This is a genomic window from Rouxiella sp. S1S-2 (assembly GCF_009208105.1).
Classification (GTDB): domain Bacteria; phylum Pseudomonadota; class Gammaproteobacteria; order Enterobacterales; family Enterobacteriaceae; genus Rouxiella.
The window spans coordinates 1,966,935-1,983,359 of sequence record NZ_WFKL01000001.1; the positions used below are offsets into that span (position 1 = coordinate 1,966,935).

The following is a 16,425-nucleotide window of genomic DNA, read 5'->3' on the forward strand; positions in this document are numbered from 1 at the left end:
CGGGTTGTGTTATAAATAACCTGCTTCTAAGTGCGTATTGGCATTTGGGGCACACGTCTCAGATTAATTGTATAAGGTATTACGTTTTTTGATTCGTAATTTTACGATTAAATACAAGAGAACTAAGCTAAACTCTGGGGAGTTATCTTAGCATGCTAATTATAAGGAGAGTGCATTGGAATCGAATCTTGGGTCAGATCTCGCACGATTAGTTCGTGTCTGGCGTGCGTTGATTGACGACCGACTTAAGCCGTTGGAGCTGACGCAAACGCATTGGGTTACTTTGCATAACATCAATATGTTGCCGCCTGAGCAGTCACAAATTCAGTTGGCGAAGGCGATTGGTATTGAACAGCCCTCTTTGGTCAGAACGCTGGATCAACTTGAGGAGAAGAGGTTGATAACCCGTCAGACCTGCGCCAGCGATCGTCGCGCTAAACGTATTAAACTGACAGACGAGGCTGCACCTATCATCAATCAGATGGAAACGGTGATTACCGATACTCGCAAGGAAATTTTATCGGGTATGTCCTCTACCGATATCACTCTGCTGCTTGAAATGCTGGCCAGATTAGAAAAAAATATTTCTTCATTGCAGAACAAACCTTAACGATAGCAAACAGCAACGCGCACGTTTTTTGGCTGCTTTGAATATGAGTTTGAAAAAAAATCGGAACCTTGTTACCAGGGATTCCGATTTTTTTGTGCCCGTCTTTTGTCTACAACGTACGTCTACAGTCAAGACGAGCAATGCTTGCGGGGGTGTTAAACGCTTGGAGAAACGGTAATGGTGCTGCCGCTGCTCGCCATGCTGACACGTTGGCCAACATAGTATTTGGTATTGCTGTCGGCTTTTTGCACCACCATGATGGTGTTGCCATCGTCTTTACGGACCTGAAGCTCAACGCCGTTAGAGCGGTTCAATGCGCTTGAAACGCCCTGGCCCGCTACAGCACCGGCTACAGCACCGCCCGCCGTTGCGAGGCTGCGGCCTGCGCCACCGCCGATGGTGTTACCGAGGAAGCCACCTAACACAGCCCCGCCGATTGCGCCGATCACGTTGTTTTCGTCGCCACCTTGAATTTGTACCGGACGCACAGAGACCAGCGTGCCGTAAGTTACATACTGAACCTGTTTCGCCTGAGAGGCTGAGTAAACATTGCCCGACAGTGCGTTGTCGCTAACACAACCCGCGAGGGAAGTGCCCATCAGAGCGACGATGAGAATACGCTTGATCATAAAAAAGCTCCTGTTTAATTACACGCCGACGTTGCTGGCGCTTCGACGTTTGAAATCGGGACACAGTTCAACATCATTGTAGATAGCGTCAGCTACTATCATAACTCAAACTGGTGATTATCTTATAGACACGCCTATCAACTAATAATAAACGTTGGTTTAATTTTGCGAGATTAGCAAAAAAATAACCGGTCTAAATCATTTCTTTGTGACAGCCTGCGCGACGACTTCGCAGACAAAAAACGCACGCAGGTCGCATATCTCGGATAAAAGACAAAGTAAAACATAGCGTTGCTGGAAGAGTTCTGTTTTATTAAACGTCTATCCTTACCGCTTTTCTGAGGGAGTTCAAAAGATGCTATCAATGAAGTCAGGCCGTTATATTGGCGTTATGTCCGGCACCAGCCTTGATGGTGTTGATGTGGTTCTGGCGGCAATTGATGAGCGGATGGTGGCTCAGCAGGCAAGTTATCTGCATCCCATACCTCAGGCAATTAAAGATGCAGTGCTCGGTATGTGTCAGGGGCAGGCGGTAACGCTGGCGCAGGTGGGTGAGCTGGACGCCCAGCTGGGGCAGCTATTTGCTGAAGCCGTGCTAGGTCTTATAAAGCAGTCGGGCATTGCCGCTGAAGAAGTGACGGCGATAGGCTGTCACGGACAAACCGTGTGGCACCAGCCCAAGGGCGACACCCCTTTTTCCATGCAGCTCGGCGACAATAATCGCATTGCGGCGATGACCGGTATCACCACCATTGGTGATTTTCGCCGCCGCGACATGGCCTGGGGCGGGCAGGGTGCACCGTTGGTTCCCGCTTTTCATCAAGCGCTGTTGGCGCACCCTACCGAGCGGCGGATGATCCTTAACATTGGTGGCATCGCCAATCTGTCTTTGCTGCTGCCAGGACAGCCGATTCGCGGCTATGATACTGGCCCAGGTAACATGCTAATGGACGCCTGGATTTGGCAACATAAGCAACGCCCTTACGACCAGAATGCTGAATGGGCCAGCGAAGGGCACGTCGACCTGACTCTGCTACAGCACATGCTTGCCGACCCCTATTTCTCAGAGCCTGCACCTAAAAGCACCGGGCGTGAGTATTTTAATCAGTCCTGGCTTGATAAACAGCTGGCGCAGGTGCATCCACTCTCGCCTGAGGACGTGCAGGCGACGCTAGCCGAGCTGACGGCTACCAGCATTACCGAGCAGGTACAGCTTGCGGGAGGTTGCGACAGGCTGTTGGTGTGCGGCGGCGGTGCGCGTAATCCGTTAGTGATGGCACGAATGTCGGCCATGCTGCCGGGTACCGAGGTGAGCAGCACCGATGCGTTTGGCGTCAGCGGTGACGACATGGAGGCGCTGGCCTTTGCCTGGCTGGCATTTCGCACGCTCTCTGGCAAGCCCGGCAACCTGCCTTCGGTCACCGGTGCCAGCCGTGAGACTGTACTGGGTGCGATTTATCCGGTTTTTTCAAACACTCCCCGCCAGTAGGCTAAGATAACCGACGATTGACCTGCCTTTTCGGCGTATAAAACAGGGGAAAGAGTCTATGGATATAAAAATAAAAACGGCGCTGCTGGCGCTGGCGGGTGTTGCGCTCTCGGGTTGTAGCCTGATGGACCATAAACCCGCACAGTCTGATAAAGCTGTACTCCATTACACCTGCGGCACTACGCCGTTGACCGTCACGCTCAACAAACCGGCGCGTGAGGTTTCACTGGTGCTCGACGGTATCCAGCTGCACCTGCCGCAGGTAGAGGCGGCCTCAGGCACGCGCTACAGCGACGGCCATTATACTTTCTGGTCTAAAGGGAATGCGGCACTGGTGCAACGTGGTGATGACGTCATCATCAATGATTGTGATCTGCTGAACAGTGGAGCAAAATAAACGCATCCCATTCATTACTGTGTGTTGACTCTATATGGCTGAAAATAGTGAATTTGATGTCGCAGACTTGCGACGTGAATATATTCGCGGTGGTCTGCGCCGCAAAGATTTGACGGCTGAGCCGCTGCCGCTGTTTGAGCGGTGGCTCAAGCAGGCGTGCGAGGCCAAGCTGCCTGACCCGACCGCCATGTGCGTGGCGACGGTGGATGAAAACGGTCAGCCTTATCAACGCATCGTGCTACTCAAGCACTTTGATGAAAAAGGAATGGTGTTCTTTACCAACCTAGGCAGTCGTAAGGCCCAGCAGTTGGCGGTGAATCCGCGCATTAGCCTACTTTTCCCGTGGCACATGCTTGACCGTCAGGTCATCGTGTTGGGTCAGGCCGAGCGTTTACCTACGCTGGACGTGATGAAGTATTTCACCAGTCGTCCAAAAGACAGTCAGATTGGCGCCTGGGTTTCCCAGCAGTCAACGCGCATCTCGGCGCGCGGAATTCTTGAAAGCAAATTCCTTGAGCTTAAGCAGAAATTCAGTCAGGGCGAGGTGCCGTTGCCGAGCTTCTGGGGCGGTTTCCGCGTTAAATTTGACTCTATGGAGTTTTGGCAGGGTGGCGAACATCGCCTGCATGACCGCTTTATTTATCAGCGCGAAGGCGCCAGTGACGTCAATTCCCCGACAACGGGTTGGAAAATAGACCGTCTCGCCCCGTAAGCCGCTAAAAGTTGTCTGAAAACCTAGCGCTTGCCTCGCGAGCGCTTTATTCTATGTCTCTTACGTGACAAACGCGTGGATACTCTCCGCAGAGGGTGTCGGCGCGTTTTTTTGCACTATTAATTTCGATAAACTATTTCCCAGAATTGATGGAGTTTTTGATGGCCAGCAGCAACTTGATTCAACAATTGCAGGAGCGGGGGTTAATTGCCCAGGTTACGGACGAAAAAGCGTTAGCAGAGCGACTGGCGCAAGGGCCAATTGCACTCTATTGCGGTTTCGATCCTACCGCCGATAGTCTGCATTTGGGCCATCTGGTGCCTTTGCTGTGCCTGAAACGCTTCCAGCTCGACGGCCACAAGCCGGTGGCTCTGGTCGGGGGCGCAACGGGTCTTATTGGCGACCCAAGCTTTAAAGCCAGCGAACGTAAGCTGAACACAAACGAAACTGTGAATGAGTGGGTTGAAAAAATCCGTCAGCAGGTTTCGCCATTCCTGGACTTTAGCTGTGGTGAGAACAGCGCTATCACTGCCAACAACTACGACTGGTTTGGCGGCATGAACGTGCTGACTTTCCTGCGGGATATCGGCAAGCATTTCTCTGTGAATCAGATGATTAACAAAGAAGCGGTGAAGCAGCGCCTTAACCGTGACGACAGCGGCATCTCTTTCACCGAATTCTCCTATAACCTGTTGCAGGGCTACGATTTCTCTTCTCTGTATGGTCTGCATCAGGTTGAGCTGCAAATCGGCGGCTCTGACCAGTGGGGCAACATCACCTCTGGTATTGACCTGACCCGTCGTCTGCACCAAAAGCAGGTATTTGGCCTGACGGTACCGCTTATCACCAAAGCCGATGGCACCAAATTTGGTAAAACCGAAGGCGGCGCGGTGTGGTTGGATCCGAAGAAAACCAGTCCGTACAAGTTCTACCAATTCTGGATTAATACCGCCGATGCCGACGTTTACCGCTTCCTGAAATTCTTTACGTTCATGAGCCTCGAAGATATTAACGTGCTGGAAGAAGAAGACAAAAACAGCGGTAAGGCACCGCGCGCGCAGTACGTGCTGGCCGAACTGGTTACTGGCATGGTGCACGGAGAGGAGGGCCTGGCGGCGGCACGTCGTATTACCGCGAGCCTGTTCTCCGGGTCACTGAGTGACATGACCGAGGCTGACTTCGCCCAACTGGCGCAGGACGGCATGCCGACCATCGAGCTGGAAGGTGACGCTGACTTGCAGCATGCGCTGGTTACCTCCGAGCTGGAGCCTTCCCGAGGCCGTGCCCGTACCGCGATTACGTCCAATGCTGTGGTAGTGAACGGTGAGAAACAGGCTGACCCTGAATACAAATTCAGCGCCAACGATCGTCTGTTTGATCGCTACACGCTGCTGCGCCGAGGCAAGAAGAACTACTGCTTGGCAGTCTGGAAATAATTCACTGAATCCACTCACGGGCGCGCTCAACCTCTGCGCCCGTGGGTTATATCACTTACCCGTTGCGCCATCATTGCTGATGACGTCGGCATCGGACCCAGCATGAAAAATATTCTCTCGATTCAATCCCACACCGTTTTTGGTCACGCAGGCAACAGCGCGGCAGAGTTTCCTATGCGCCGCATGGGCGCAAACGTTTGGCCGCTGAATACCGTTCAGTTCTCCAACCATACGCAATACGGCCATTGGACCGGTTGCGTGATGCCAGCCAGTCATCTGACTGACATTGTGCGCGGAATCGCCGAAATTGACCGTCTAAAAGACTGCGATGCGGTGCTCAGTGGATACATCGGTTCTGCAGAGCAGGGCGAACACATTCTGCAGATTGTTAAACAGGTGAAAGAAGCGAATCCCAACGCGTGGTATTTTTGTGACCCGGTAATGGGGCACCCTGAAAAGGGCTGCATTGTTGCGCCTGGCGTAGCCGAGTTTCACTGCAAGCTGGCGTTGGTGAACTGCGATATAATTGCGCCAAACCTGCTGGAGTTGGAAATGCTCAGCGGTTGCACCGTCAGCAACGTTGAAGAGTCGGTGGCGGCGGCGCGTGAACTGATCGCCAAAGGGCCAAAAGTGGTGCTTATCAAGCATCTGAGCCGCGCCGGATATCACAGCGATCGTTTTGAAATGCTGCTGGTCACCGCCGAAGAAGCCTGGCACATTCATCGCCCATTGGTTGATTTTGGCGTGCGTCAGCCGGTTGGCGTAGGCGATTTAACCAGCGGACTGTTGCTGGTGGACTTGCTGAAGGGCGAGGCGCTGGATAAAGCGTTAGAGCACGTAACGGCCGCAGTGTATGAAGTCATGCTGGCAACCCATTCGATGGGGGAGTATGAGCTACAGGTTGTGGCCGCGCAGGACAAGATTGTTAATCCTGGTCATCACTTCCCGGCGGTTAAGCTTTAAGCTAAACGTTGGCTGATTTTTCACGCTTTGGTGGGTGAAAAGCAGAAAGAGGGGGGAACTTGCGGGGTGGAGAAAAATTTTATTTCTCAGTCGCTTGCTTCCCCACCCCCACCTTACCCCGCAAGGGGGGAAAGGGCTAAATGAAGATATTACTTCAGGCCTTCAGCCACCAAGGCGGCGTCAACCGCTGGGCGTGATGCTACGCGGTCAAGATACTCATTCAGATCACTGAGTGCAGACAGGTCAAATTTCAACGCTTTTGCCCAACCCATGACCGTAAACAGATAAGCATCGGCCACGCTAAAGCGGTTACCGAGCAGGAACTGCTTACCTTTCAATGAAGAATTAACGTAGGCAAATTTTTTGTCGAGTGCTTCGCGGGTCACGACTTTAAACTCATCAGGCGTTTTAGGATTGAACAGCGGGCTAAAGCCTTTATGCAGTTCGGTCGCCACGTAGTTGAGCCACTCAAGTGCATGATAGCGCGCCAGCGAACCCACTTCCGGCAGCAGTTGGCGGTCAGGTTTCTGATCCGCAATGTACTGAACAATCGCCACGCCTTCAGTGAGTATGGTGCCGTCATCAAGTAACAGCGTCGGGATTTGTCCTTTAGGATTGACCTGGAAGAAGTCATCACCCTGCTCGGTTTTTTTGGTGGCCAAATCAACGCGGGTGATAGTGAAATCAATACCGGCCTCACGCAAAACGATGTGAGGAGAAAGCGAACAAGCACCTGGTTTATAATAAAGTTTCATACAAACTCCGTCTGATAAGTTGGCCCTATCCTAGTGGGGGGCAGGGCAATTGTCAGGAACTAAATCGTAAAAAGAGGTGATTGTTTATATTATACGCTATCTGCTGACGCTGTTGAGGTAATCCTTAACCGCTTCTTCAACGTTGACCGGCGCAGGCAGCAGCGGTGCACGCAGTTCGTTTTTCATCATGCCGTCGAGCGACAGGGCAAATTTAATCGCCGCCGGATTCGGGGCAGAGAACATCAGGCGGATCATTGGCATGAGTTCAAAGAAATTTTTGCGCGCCGCGTTTAAATCACCCGCTTCAACTTGTTTCACCAAGGCCACAAACTTTTCCGGGAAAATATGCGACGAGGCCGCAATAGCCCCTGTGCCGCCCATGCACAGTGTCGAGAGAATCTGCCCGTCTTCACCGGACATAACGTCAAGCTCGCCGTCGGCGATGAGTGAACAGGTGAGATCATGGCTGCCGCCGCAGTCCTTGATAGCCACAATGCGCGGATGTTTGGCCAGGCGTCGCAGCGTCTCCAGCTCAAGGTGGATGCCGGTGCGATAAGGCACGTTATACACCACGATGGGCACGCTGGACTTGTCAGCCAGTTCGGTAAACCAGACTTCGAGTGCGGCCTGCGAAGGGCGAATATAGTAAGGAGCCGGCAGTAAAATAGCGGCAATCGGTCGCTGGGTAATGGCCTGCTGCATCGCCTGCACGCTCGGCAGATGTGTACCTGAAAGGCCCATCATCACTTTCTCGCCCGGGACGACGTTAAGCACCGCGTCGAGCACCTGCAACTGTTCTTCTTCGCTGAGCATGGGGGCTTCACCCGTGGTGCCGCACACAACAACGCCCGCCACGCCTTGTTTCATCACGTGATGACACAAAGACGACAGCGCAGCGAAATCAATTTCGCCCTGATTGAAAGGTGTAACCAGTGGAACCCAAATACCAGAAAATGTTGACATAATTTATACGTATGACCTGAAGGTCACCCAAAAAAGTGTAGGGGAAGGCTTTCAAAACCTATTGATAAGTTGCCGTTTTCCAGCTTACAAAGAGTTTGCGGTAAAAACCCTGCCTCGGCTAATGGAATGATTTAATAAGGCCGCTAGCATTATTGATGCCGCTAATAATGATGTTTTTTACGTCGCTTTAGGACCTTTTCCTGCAGGTGTTAAAGAGGGTAAATGTTGATGCTGCGAGCCACTGCTGGCTCCTGAATCAAACCGGCAAGTTAGAGCGGGGGAGGCGTAGGAGGATTCGCGTGTTTTTCGCGATATTCACGGCGGTAGGCGCGCGACTTCATGCGGCCTTCAAGCCACAGATAGGTGCAGACGATGCAAACGCCGCCGGAGAAAATAATATTACGCATATCACGGTCATAGAAAAATACCAACATGCAGTCAAGCGCGGCGACAATGGCAAACCATTTGTGCACGTGCGAAAGCTTGCGGGTTTCTGCATTGAGGCGTTTTAACTGACGTCCTTCATCCAGGACTTTGCGTTTTTCCATGATGGCCTTCCTGGTGAACGTAGGTATGAATTAAATATAACAAAACGAATAAGCAAATACTGGGCCGTAATGCAAAATATCCGCATTTTTTGTCAAAAATGCTTACAGAGTGGTTTCAATAGTTTTCATCACACAGCTTATCTTGTCGCGCAGCCACATTATGGCCGGATCACTATCGGCATGAGCGGGCCACACCAGGACATTCGGAAACTCCTCTAATTCTAACGGTACCGGGCTGCACGCGAGATTAAATGCCGCACTGTAGCGCTGGGCAATTCTTTTTGGCAGTGTCACTAGCACCGGCGAATGTTCGGCAAATGACAGCAGCGTGAGAAAGTTCGGTGCCGCAAAAATGGCATTCAAGGTGGCACCGGCGCGGTTAAATGCCCCTTCAATGCATCCCATCAGCGTTTCGTTAAACGATATCAGCGCATGAGGTTGGGTGAGGTAGTCCTGTCGGCCAATGGGTGCGCTAAACGGCAATAACTTTGGATTAAAGCAGCAGGTGAGCTGTTCGTTAAAAAGTGCTTCACTGCTGTGCCACTGGCCCTGTTCGCCAAAGCAGCCAACCGCCAGGTCTATTTCGCCACTGTCGAGAACCGCCCTGATATTTTTACGCTCCACGTGGCGGGCAACAATCTTGAGTCCGGGCGCATTACGCTGCAAATCGACCATCAGCATTGGCAGTAGATGCACCGCCAGTTCACTAGAACAGCCGACGCGAAACAGGCGTTGAGCAGTGGTTGAATCAAACCCTTCGGTGAACGCCAGCGCATCCTCGGCTTTTTGCAGCACGGGCCGGATACGTAGGCTGAGGCTTCGCGCGCGGCTAGTAGGCTGCATACTTTGCCCAACGCGGACAAACAGCGGATCGCCAAATAGCATACGCAGTGTTTTTAACGAATGGCTCATGGCAGGCTGCTGGATCTTCAGCCGTGCTGCGGCGCGGGTCACATTTAACTCTTCCATCATTGCATCAAAAGCAATCAGCAGGTTGAGGTCAAAATTACGTAAATTGAAATGGTCGATAGTGGTCATGATTGGCATCGATTTGAGTAATGAGTGGGTTATTTATACGATGCTTTCACTAACAAAACAAGTGAAGGCAACCATCATGAGCGAAGCGCAATTATCCTATCTGGTAGGAGATTTACGCATTACCCGTATTTCTGAAATGAGTTTGCAGGGAGGATCACCACAAGAGTTGTTTAACCGAGATTTTAATGCTGAGCAGTTCGCCGACTACTGCGACAAGTCAACGGAGCATGACCTGCAGGCCGACGGCGAACACCTGAGGCAGAGCATTCACAGCTGGCTGGTACAGTCGCCCGAGTACACATTGCTTATCGACGCCGGATCAGGAAATGAAAAGGAGCGGCCTAATGCGCCCATTTTTCATCATCTGAATACCGATTTTTTGACTCGGCTTGCCAGTCTTGGCGTGTCGCCAGAGTCAATTGACTATGTGTTGTTAACCCATTTACACGTTGACCACGTGGGCTGGAATACCCAACAGGTTGACGGCAAATGGGTGCCCACATTTCCCAATGCGACCTACCTCTTTTCTGCCATTGAGGCCCGTTACTACGCCAGCACCGCCAGCCACAATGAGGTTAACCGTACAAGCCTCGGCGTTTACGAAGACAGCATTTTGCCACTGATAAAGGCCGGACTCGTCAAACTGATTGGCAAAGAGGGCGGTGAAGTGCTTAACGGCGTGCGCTTTATTCCCACGCCGGGTCACAGCATCGACCATATGTCGATAAGCATTGAGTCTGGCGGCGACGTGGCGTTTTTTGCCGGTGATCTGATGCACCACCCACTGCAGGTTTACAACACCGAATGGAACACCCGCTACTGCGAATTTCCCGCACAGGCCTCGGCTTCACGGCGTTGGGGGCTTGAATTCGCCGCCGACAGCGGTGCCTTGTGGTTTAGCACTCACTTTGCCGGTACGTCGGTAGGCCGGGTGTATCGAGAAGACGAACAGTTCAGTTGGCAGTACCGTTAACAAATTTATCCTATTGAACAACAAGATTATTTGGAGCAAAAATGACACATACTTACTCAACGGCGATACGGCCTGACGTTGACTCACTGGTTAGCGATCGTTTTACCATCAACAGTGATACAACGGAGATCTTATTGCATATACGCCATCGTCGTCTGGCCGACCTTGAGACGTTCAACGCCGATAATACACTGGTGATGGTTCATGGCGCGAGCTATTCGTCCGGAAGCCTGTATGACGTACGCTATAACGGCATGTCGTTCATCGACTATTTGGCATTAAGCGGGCTGAACGTTTATGCACTGGATGTGCGTGGATACGGCCATTCAACCCGTCCTGCTGAAATGTCGCTGCCTGCCGAAGAAAATCCTCCGCTGTACGGTACGGAAATTGGCATCCGTGACCTCAATCAGGTGGTTGATTGGGTGAGGGAAAAGCATCAACTCGAACGGGTGCAAATCTTTGGCATGTCGTGGGGGGGCAGCGTGGCAGGTGCCTTTACCAGCCGCTATAACGATAAGGTTAACAAGCTGGTGGTGCTGGCACCGCAGTGGCTTAACTCGGGGCCGATGCGCATCGACAACGGGGGTAAAATCGGTGCTTATCGGCTTATTCCCGTCGCGCAGGGGAAAGCCAACTGGCTGGCCGCCGCGCCGGCGGAGCATCGCGATGGGTTGATCCCCGAGGGTTGGTTTGAGGCCTGGGCAAAGCAAACGCTGGCAGAGGACCCGCAGAGTCTGGAATCAACGCCTGCCGTTTTGCGCGCGGTGAGCGGTCCGGTTCAGGACGTGCGTGACTTCTGGGCGGTGGGCAAGCCGTTTTATCGACCGCAGGACGTTGCCCGACCGGTGCTGTTGGTGCACGGTGAATGGGATGCCGATGTACCGCTGCGCATAATGAGTGACTATTTCACCTCGTTCACACAGGCACCCATCAGGCGCTGGGTCGAAATCGGCGAAAGTACCCACATGATGCTGATGGAGAAAAATCGCCTTCAGGCCTATCGTGCGGTGAGTGACTTTTATCTGCGACAGGAGCCGGAAGAATAAAAAAAGGGGGAACATAATCATTATGTTCCCCCTTTCTTATCTCACCTACTACAGTAGGTGCGAATTATCAGACCAGTTCAATGACGTCGAATTTAGCTTCGGCGCTGACGTCGGCATCGTAATCAACACCTTTCAGACCGAAACCAAACAGACGCAGGAACTCGTCTTTGTAACCCTGATAATCGGTCAACTGATAGATGTTGTCATCATTGAGCTGTGACCAGATAACGCCACAGGTTTTCTGAACTTCATCACGCAGTTCCCAGTCGTCAAGACGCAGACGGTTTTTCTCGTCAGTTTCCGGCACTGAGTTATTGTAAAGCTTGGTCGCGAACAGACGTTGGATCTGCTCGATAGTGCCTTCGTGAATACCTTGCTCTTTCATGATCTTGAAAGCGATAGAGATATACAGTGGCATGACCGGGATAGCAGCAGAAGCTTGGGTAACCACTGATTTCAGCACGGCCACGTTGGCAGAACCGCCTTTGGCTTTCAGTCTGCTGTCGATAGCCTGAGCCGCGCGATCGAGGTCTTCTTTCGCTTTGCCCAGCGTACCGTGCCAGTAGATTGGCCAGGTCAGTTCGGTACCAATGTAGGAGTAAGCCACGGACTTAGCGTTATCGGCCAGCACGCCAGCGTCGGCGAGGGCGTTCATCCACAGTTCCCAGTCCTGACCGCCCATCACCTGAATGGTGTCGGCGATTTCCTGCTCGTTGGCCGGCTCAACCACGGCGCTGACCAGCTTGTCTTTGTTGGTGTCCAGTGCGGTTGACTCATAGGGTTCGCCGATTGGCTTGAGCGCAGAACGCACCAGCTCGCCTGAATCAGGCAGTTTACGCACTGGAGAAGCCAATGAATAAACCACCAGGTCGATTTGACCCAGGTCTTCTTTAATCAGTTTGATCACGGTATCGCGGCATTCGTTGGAGAATGCATCGCCGTTAATGCTTTTTGAATACAAGCCTTCTTCTTTTGCCGCTTTATCGAAAGCCGCAGAGTTGTACCAGCCAGCCGAACCTGTTTTGCTTTCGCTGCCCGGTTTTTCGAAGAACACCCCAATGGTGGCAGCATCTGCACCAAACGCGGCGTTAATTCTTGAGGCAAGCCCATAACCAGTGGAGGCACCAATGACCAGGACGCGTTTTGGCCCGTCTTTCAGTTTGCCTTGCGCTTTCACGTATGCAATTTGCTCACGCACGTTGGCTTCACAGCCGATTGGGTGAGTGGTCGTACAGATAAAACCACGAATTTTAGGTTTGATAATCATGACAAGGCTTATCTTGTTGGTTATTAATGGAGGGTAATATTACCTTATTTTCGCGACAACCTTAAGACTCTGCTTTTGTATGTGAGCGAAATGTGCGGATTAATTTGCTGCGAAGAGGGCGGTCAGGGGAAAAGAGGATAAGAAATAAACACGTCGATAAACCCCGCCGCCAATGCGGGGCGGGGTGATTACACATTATCGGCAGTATCAGGACTGGGATAATGCGGCTTTAGGCTGTGGCTCTTTATCATCACTGACGCGGTCAAGCGTCATGCGATGCAGCTTGGAGGCCGTCAGCAGCATCAAAATAGCAATCACGCCGGTCACGATGCCAATCTGCATAAACACATGGCTGTAAATAGCCAGTGACGCATGCGCATCGTTGATGTCAGATGGCACGGCGGTCAGCGCGGCCACTTTACCGGCAATAATCGCCGCGGCCGCGGTGGTTAAATACCATGAACCCATGATAAAGCCCATCAGACGCTGCGGAACCAGCTGTGCCACCATCGCCAGACCCAGACCCGAGATCATCAGCTCACCAATACTTTGCAGCGCATAGCTCAGCACCAGCCAGTTTACTGAAACAATACCGGCTTCATTGGCGAAGCTTGCACCCCACGGCAGAACCAGGAAGGCCAGTGAACACAACACCATACCAATCGCGAACTTGTGCGGCATCGGCATGCGGTTACCCAGCTTGGCATAAACGGCGGCCAAAATCGGGCTGGCGAGCATGATCCAGAACGGGTTGAGCGCCTGGTATTGCTCAGGCTGAAAATCGATACCCAGCAGGTGATTGTTGACGTTGTGAATCGCAAAGAAGTTCAACGACGTTGGCATCTGGCTGTAGAGCACGAAGAATACAATGGCTTCGAGCATCAGCAAGAACGCGACGATCATTTTACGACGAGCAAGGCCTTGCAGCGTGAACGTTTCTTTGCCGAAGATAAAGATGATGCAAACAGACACCACCGCCAGCGCCCAGCGAGCAATTGACTGGTTGTGCAGCAAGAAGCTGGAAATCGCTACCAGAGCCACCACGCCAATCACAACCATCAGCAGTTTGCCGTAGTTTACCGGCTTGAAGTCAGGTTTTGAGCCGTGGTCTTTTACCCAGCGGCGGCAGAACATAAAGTTCACCAGAGTAATAAGCATGCCCACTACGCTCAGGGAGAACGCCACGCTCCAGCCGTACTTGGCCGCCAGATACGGCGTTGCCAGCATGGAGAAGAAGGAGCCGATGTTCACCGACATGTAGTACATGGTGAAAGCGCCGTCGAGACGTGGGTCATCTTTCTCGTAGCAGGTTGAAAGCAAAGAGGAGGGATTTGCTTTAAACAGGCCACTGCCCACGGCGATGGTCGCCATACCCATGTAAACCCAGAAAATATCGTGACCGGAATAAGCGACCTGAGCATAGCCCAGCGCCAGCACCAGAGCGCCGAGAATAATGACGCGTTTGGAACCCAGCACTTTGTCTCCCAGCCATCCGCCAATGGCAACGAAGCCATAAACCAGTGCACTGAAAGAGGAGAACAGGGTGATGGAGTCTGCTTCACTCAGGCCAAGCATTTTGACCAGATAGACTGCCATGATCCCCTGCAGGCCGTAGTAACCAAATCGCTCCCATAATTCGATGGAAAAAATAAGGTAGAACGCGCGGGGCTGTTTGAAGGCGTTCATGCTGACGCTTTCATTTTTAGTCGGTGTTGAGTTTGTCTTTGACACTAATACCTCTGTTTATCTCTTCCTGCCTCATAGACGGGCAGCACATAAGTAGTGCAGATACGCACTCTTTGCATAGTTATAGGATGTATGACGGCGGGTAATGTTCACTATCTTGGCGATTCAGGCAAGCTTTTTGTTATATTCCGTTACAGTTATTCTTGGCAGTCTGATTAAACTCTAATCGAATTGTTACGCGGGATTTAAAATTGGGTTTAATTAAATAGTTGAATTTATATGCTGATTAATTATCAATCACTCGTTAGGCGGTGTTAATCGCTGCTCTTTGATGCATTATCGGATTTATGGTGTGACTTAATAAGAATTTGCTGAGTGCAAACTCTGCAATAGCGTACTTTAACAGGATATTATAAATGGGTGCTTTGAGGGGTTTTGCAAGCGTTTTTAAGCCGACGATTGTAATGTGATATTCGTCACTATTTAACACTAAATTTTAGATAGGAATTAAGAAACGTATCGATCAAGGCGGTAGAAAGCAGAAGGGATGACTATGAAAAGGTCATCACGGGGTGATTTACCCTGCAATGACCCTGTAAATCATTGGGTTAGGCTAGCTCGGATGCGCCCAGTGTTTGAATCAGGCGATTCAACCAACCAAACAGCGCACTGCTGAGTAAAATATCGAGAGTTTGCTGATGCGTATAGCCCGCATCGAGCAAGGGCTGCAGGGCTGAGGCATCAAATTTCTCAGGCGTTTGCGTCAGCGTTTTCACCGCTTTTACCAGCGGATCTTGCTCAGCAACACCCGCATGCTGGGGTTCTGACTCCACGAACAGGCTATCAATATGTCCAGAGGCGCCGCCGATTTCGAGATAATAACGGCCATGGATGCCCGCACAGAATAAACAGCCGTTGATACGTGAGGTGGCCGCCGCTGCCCACTCTTTAAGCGCCGACTTTTCATCGCCAGGCTGCTGCATAATGTGCGTTGTTAATGCTGAAAGTGCCTCAAGCGAACCGGCGTCTTGTAACAGCAGGCGATAAAATGAAGAGTCCCGTGCGTCTGGGGCGCTAAAATCCAGGACATCCAACTGCTCCCGCGTGGCCTTTGCTAAGTCCACTTCGGGTAAAAATGATTGCCAGCGTCGCAGCTGCAGTGAAAATCCACTCTGCTTTGCCTCTTCGGGATGCGAAAAACCCGGTAAAACTGTGGCAGGGCGACCGGCCAGCGCATTAACGACCGCCAGCAGACGCGCCTGAAAACTCACAAAACCTATCAGCTGGGTGAAAACCACAATGTCTTGCGCACTCAGGCCTACGTCGCTGAGCTGAGTCAGCATAGCGCGGTTAATCAGCGTCGGTTGAGTCGCCAACAGTCTGGCATATTGTGCGAGGTGCGTCTGACGAATATTGCTCTCGCGTGACGCGTCCGGGCAGTTTAGTGGCGCAAGGCGTGCGGCAAAATGCGTGCACAAAGGCTGAATACCTGTTACCTGAGCGACGGTGAGTGCACTGCTCAGGCGGTCATAAAGGGAAAGTGTCTGATGGCGTGAAAGTGACACGCTTTTAGGAAACAGCTTGTTATAGGCGGTTTGCGCAGCAAACAGTAAACCGTTTCGCTGAGTCAGTAAACGGCGTAACGAAGGCTCAATCTTTTGTTCAAGACCTAAGAGAAAACTGTCAGATTCGTTCGTTTGACAGGGATCCAGTAAGGTGTGGCGCTGCTGGCTGGTCTGGGTTTCATGATACCAGCCATCAAGAGCGGCCCGGCGCTGTTGTTCCATCTTCGAGTCCTTTGCTTGAGGCAATTTCAGACTCTATCCTTGCCGATAGCGTGCACCATATAAAATACTGTTAAGTGATAAATAATAGCTAAAAGGAATAGCAAAACAAAAAAATGGACTATA

16 protein-coding genes are annotated in these 16,425 nt (G+C 51.7%); 8 read left to right on the forward strand and 8 right to left on the reverse strand.

Annotated features, from left to right (window positions below):
* Nucleotides 1-175 precede the first annotated feature (175 nt).
* Nucleotides 176-610 (forward strand): transcriptional regulator SlyA, encoded by a 435-nt coding sequence (gene slyA, locus GA565_RS09240; protein ID WP_152198210.1) that lies wholly within the window; start codon nucleotides 176-178, stop codon nucleotides 608-610.
* Nucleotides 611-765: 155 nt separating this feature from the next.
* Here the strand turns inward: slyA and GA565_RS09245 are convergent, their stop codons facing one another.
* Complete coding sequence (locus GA565_RS09245) at nucleotides 766-1,239, reverse strand: glycine zipper 2TM domain-containing protein (RefSeq protein WP_055770303.1); 474 nt, start codon at nucleotides 1,237-1,239, stop codon at nucleotides 766-768.
* Between the two features lie 364 nt (nucleotides 1,240-1,603).
* On the opposite strand from GA565_RS09245, the gene anmK reads away from it, so the two are divergent.
* The 5 genes from anmK (at nucleotide 1,604) to pdxY (ending at nucleotide 6,236) form a co-directional block, all read left to right on the forward strand.
* Nucleotides 1,604-2,728 carry an anhydro-N-acetylmuramic acid kinase gene (anmK, locus tag GA565_RS09250; protein WP_152201393.1) on the forward strand — a complete coding sequence of 375 codons (1,125 nt, stop codon included), beginning with the start codon at nucleotides 1,604-1,606 and terminating at the stop codon, nucleotides 2,726-2,728.
* Nucleotides 2,729-2,798: 70 nt separating this feature from the next.
* Complete coding sequence (locus tag GA565_RS09255; RefSeq protein ID WP_152201394.1) at nucleotides 2,799-3,125, forward strand: MliC family protein; 327 nt, start codon at nucleotides 2,799-2,801, stop codon at nucleotides 3,123-3,125.
* A 34-nt stretch (nucleotides 3,126-3,159) separates the two neighbouring features.
* On the forward strand, nucleotides 3,160-3,837 hold the full coding sequence (gene pdxH, locus GA565_RS09260; protein WP_152198211.1) for a pyridoxamine 5'-phosphate oxidase: 678 nt from the start codon (nucleotides 3,160-3,162) through the stop codon (nucleotides 3,835-3,837).
* 161 nt (nucleotides 3,838-3,998) lie between these two features.
* Nucleotides 3,999-5,273: a tyrosine--tRNA ligase gene (tyrS, locus tag GA565_RS09265; RefSeq protein WP_152198212.1), complete on the forward strand. Its 1,275-nt coding sequence runs from the start codon at nucleotides 3,999-4,001 to the stop codon at nucleotides 5,271-5,273.
* A gap of 102 nt (nucleotides 5,274-5,375) precedes the next feature.
* The gene (gene pdxY / locus GA565_RS09270) at nucleotides 5,376-6,236 is read left to right on the forward strand and encodes a pyridoxal kinase PdxY (RefSeq protein WP_152198213.1); all 861 of its coding nucleotides are present in this window, start codon (nucleotides 5,376-5,378) and stop codon (nucleotides 6,234-6,236) included.
* 149 nt (nucleotides 6,237-6,385) lie between these two features.
* Here the strand turns inward: pdxY and gstA are convergent, their stop codons facing one another.
* From gstA to GA565_RS09290, 4 genes are all read right to left on the reverse strand, one after another.
* The gene (gene gstA / locus GA565_RS09275; protein ID WP_152198214.1) at nucleotides 6,386-6,991 is read right to left on the reverse strand and encodes a glutathione transferase GstA; all 606 of its coding nucleotides are present in this window, start codon (nucleotides 6,989-6,991) and stop codon (nucleotides 6,386-6,388) included.
* 96 nt (nucleotides 6,992-7,087) lie between these two features.
* Nucleotides 7,088-7,954: a 4-hydroxy-tetrahydrodipicolinate synthase gene (gene dapA, locus GA565_RS09280; RefSeq protein ID WP_152198215.1), complete on the reverse strand. Its 867-nt coding sequence runs from the start codon at nucleotides 7,952-7,954 to the stop codon at nucleotides 7,088-7,090.
* Nucleotides 7,955-8,223: 269 nt separating this feature from the next.
* Nucleotides 8,224-8,502: a hypothetical protein gene (locus GA565_RS09285; protein ID WP_152198216.1), complete on the reverse strand. Its 279-nt coding sequence runs from the start codon at nucleotides 8,500-8,502 to the stop codon at nucleotides 8,224-8,226.
* A gap of 102 nt (nucleotides 8,503-8,604) precedes the next feature.
* Complete coding sequence (locus GA565_RS09290) at nucleotides 8,605-9,540, reverse strand: LysR family transcriptional regulator (protein ID WP_152198217.1); 936 nt, start codon at nucleotides 9,538-9,540, stop codon at nucleotides 8,605-8,607.
* A gap of 76 nt (nucleotides 9,541-9,616) precedes the next feature.
* On the opposite strand from GA565_RS09290, the gene GA565_RS09295 reads away from it, so the two are divergent.
* Nucleotides 9,617-10,513, forward strand: coding sequence for an MBL fold metallo-hydrolase (locus GA565_RS09295; RefSeq protein WP_152198218.1), 897 nt, complete (start codon nucleotides 9,617-9,619; stop codon nucleotides 10,511-10,513).
* 41 nt (nucleotides 10,514-10,554) lie between these two features.
* Nucleotides 10,555-11,562, forward strand: a complete 1,008-nt coding sequence (locus GA565_RS09300) for an alpha/beta hydrolase (RefSeq protein WP_152198219.1) — start codon at nucleotides 10,555-10,557, stop codon at nucleotides 11,560-11,562.
* Nucleotides 11,563-11,629: 67 nt separating this feature from the next.
* On the opposite strand, the gene fabV is transcribed toward GA565_RS09300, so the two are convergent.
* The 3 genes from fabV to GA565_RS09315 all read right to left on the reverse strand — a co-directional run bounded on the left by fabV (nucleotide 11,630) and on the right by GA565_RS09315 (nucleotide 16,302).
* Nucleotides 11,630-12,829 (reverse strand): enoyl-ACP reductase FabV, encoded by a 1,200-nt coding sequence (gene fabV / locus GA565_RS09305; RefSeq protein ID WP_084982750.1) that lies wholly within the window; start codon nucleotides 12,827-12,829, stop codon nucleotides 11,630-11,632.
* A 207-nt stretch (nucleotides 12,830-13,036) separates the two neighbouring features.
* Entirely contained in the window at nucleotides 13,037-14,560 is a 1,524-nt protein-coding gene (dtpA, locus tag GA565_RS09310) for a dipeptide/tripeptide permease DtpA (protein ID WP_152198220.1), read from the reverse strand.
* 563 nt (nucleotides 14,561-15,123) lie between these two features.
* On the reverse strand, nucleotides 15,124-16,302 hold the full coding sequence (locus GA565_RS09315; protein WP_152198221.1) for a peroxidase-related enzyme: 1,179 nt from the start codon (nucleotides 16,300-16,302) through the stop codon (nucleotides 15,124-15,126).
* Between the last annotated feature and the right edge of the window lie 123 nt (nucleotides 16,303-16,425).